Source organism: Thermoactinomyces intermedius (assembly GCF_013912365.1).
Lineage (GTDB): Bacteria > Bacillota > Bacilli > Thermoactinomycetales > Thermoactinomycetaceae > Thermoactinomyces > Thermoactinomyces intermedius.
Genome location: NZ_JACETT010000050.1, coordinates 1 through 2,484, shown reverse-complemented (window position 1 = coordinate 2,484; position 2,484 = coordinate 1). Strand labels below are relative to the sequence as shown.

Here is a 2,484-nt window from a genome sequence, read left to right as displayed (position 1 = left end):
GATTGCATTGCTTCTTCCATCCTCATTTTCAGGGTGTGTTCAATGTGCCCTTAGCTCAGCTGGATAGAGAGTCTGACTACGGATCAGAAGGTCGGGAGTTCGAATCTTCCAGGGCACGCCAATAAATTGTCTGGTGACCATGGCGGAGGGGATCCACCCGTTCCCATCCCGAACACGGAAGTTAAGCCCTCCAGCGCCGATGGTACTTGGGGATGACCCCTGGGAGAGTAGGTCGTTGCCAGGCAAGTCACAAGCCACCTCATTTGAGGTGGCTTTTTCATTTTGTCTTCGTTATTTCCATTTCCCCGGATTGATCCTCCTTTTCCATCCTTTCCTCATCGCCATCTGTTTTTGGGAGTTTCTGCCGGCCGCTGATAACCTTCTTACCCCGATTCACTTTGTGGTTGGAGATGATGTTATCCAAGGGGACTCCTTTTGGATACCTGGATTGGATTTTCAGAATAATGGAACCCGAGCGCTTGCATATTGTCCCGGCAATAAGTTTTGTTCCTCTGTACCCATCAGGTGCAGCAAACGATGTTACTTGATGGACTTGGCTTTAGGAATGGATAGAGGTGACCGATCGTTGGTGCGTTTTTGGTCAGGCAGGCGTTAAAGTATTTATATCTTTGCGAGCTCCGATATAATGGAATTAGGGGTTTATCTGAGCTGCGTCGTCCAGGGTTTTCGTTTCAATGTCCAAATATATCAAAAGCGATAGGTGGCGAAGTGGATGGATAAGACTGGTAATCAAAAAGGGGATTATGGTATAGATGCTCCCGGCGTCATTCGAAATTTGACGTTAAGCGGCATCGCTTTGCTTCTGCTCAGTATGGGGGCTTTTTTTGTGTTTGCTGGTGCTTGGCGATGGATCGGAACGATTCTTTTTCTTTTTGGTCTGATTTGTCTCATTGAAGCCGTTTATATGATATGGAGCAGCAAAATCGGGAAGTATTATGAACGGGAAAAGCTGCTTGACCTCGTCCCTTGGCGGGGGGATGAAAAAGTACTCGATATCGGATGCGGGAGAGGACTCGTTCTGAATGCTGCGGCCAAACGTCTCGACCGCGGTAAGGCAATCGGAATTGATATTTGGAATGAACGGGATCAATCGGGCAATCATCCTGATGTAACTTTGGAAAATGCCGAAAAAGAAGGAGTAAGAGAACGCGTCGAAGTTGTATCTGCTGATGCGCGGGATATTCCGTTTTCGGACAATGAATTTGATGTGATTGTTTCCAGTCTGGCTCTGCACAATATTTATGATAAAAATGAACGTCGTAAGGCGCTCGGGGAAATATTCCGGGTGCTCAAGCCGGGAGGACATTTTGCGATTCTCGATTTCCGGCATGTTGATGAATATGCCGGAATTTTTAAAGAGTTGGGAGCGACAGGCGTTCAGATTGCCGGTCCCCATTATTTTATCTTTCCTCCTGTACGGATTGTGGTGGGTCGTAAACCGTAGAGGTTGTATGTGTCTTGCCGTAAATGGAGACCATAATGTTCAAAAGGGGACCAAGTGTCACAGAGGAATACAATTGGAATTTGGGATTGTCTGTTAATACACAAGCGGTTATCCGGTAAACAGGGTGGACGTTGCTTCAATTGCATAATCTGATCTTGTCGAAATCAAGGTATATGCACGGAAGTTGAAAATTGGTGGATGTTTTTTGACCCGGGCTCTCGCTTCCATGTCCTGAAGAGACCGGGTGTTCCAATACTCGACTGCATTTCCTGCGTCCCTTCATGTGCTTCTCACTGGTTTTCCACTGTTGATAAATGCGCCGCCCGGATCTTTTTAGTCATGGGAAACCGTTAAACGGATGAGCCTTTTTCTTAACCTTTTGCTCTGAAAACCACAAGGTGTTTTTTAATGCACAGAAATCGGAGAAAAGAAATTGATTGATTCGGTCGAACATGGAGAGCTTCAAACCGCTCGATGGAGAAGGAGGCATTCAAATCGGCTGTGTGACGGCTATTTTGTTTTTTGTCTGTCCAGGCTCACTAAAAGGATGGGAATATATGAAATCAAAATAAACCTTAAAAGAGGTGTTGACAACCAAATAAAAGGGTAGTATATTTATTTTCGTCGCTGCTACGACAACATCTTGCAAAAAGCGAGAAAAGAAAACAAAAAAAGTTGTTGACAAGCACGGCGGCGATGTGATAGAATATATAACGTCGTCGTGATAAAAACGGAGACGATTGAAGTGTTCCTTGAAAACTGAAGAGTGAAGACATGACTCGTTAATTCTTGAGAGTTCATATCAAACTTTTTTGGAGAGTTTGATCCTGGCTCAGGATGAACGCTGGCGGCGTGCCTAATACATGCAAGTCGAGCGGGAGAATCATCCTCCGGGATGAGGATCCAGCGGCGAACGGGTGAGTAACACGTGGGCAACCTGCCCGCAAGACCGGGATAACTCCGGGAAACCGGGGCTAATACCGGATAGGCCTTTTCCCTGCATGGGGAAAAGGGGAAAG

Annotated in this window: 1 protein-coding gene, 1 tRNA gene and 2 rRNA genes; all 4 read left to right on the top strand. The window is 46.2% G+C overall.

All coding sequences use genetic code 11. The features are described 5' to 3' along the window. Window positions 1-44 precede the first annotated feature (44 nt). Window positions 45-121 (top strand) — tRNA-Arg (locus H1R82_RS12005). Between the two features lie 8 nt (window positions 122-129). After that, window positions 130-244, top strand: a 5S ribosomal RNA gene (gene rrf, locus H1R82_RS12000). A gap of 489 nt (window positions 245-733) precedes the next feature. Then, window positions 734-1,465, top strand: a complete 732-nt coding sequence (locus tag H1R82_RS11995; protein WP_181733101.1) for a class I SAM-dependent methyltransferase — start codon at window positions 734-736, stop codon at window positions 1,463-1,465. A gap of 809 nt (window positions 1,466-2,274) precedes the next feature. After that, window positions 2,275-2,484, top strand: a 16S ribosomal RNA gene (locus H1R82_RS11990); the annotation flags it as partial.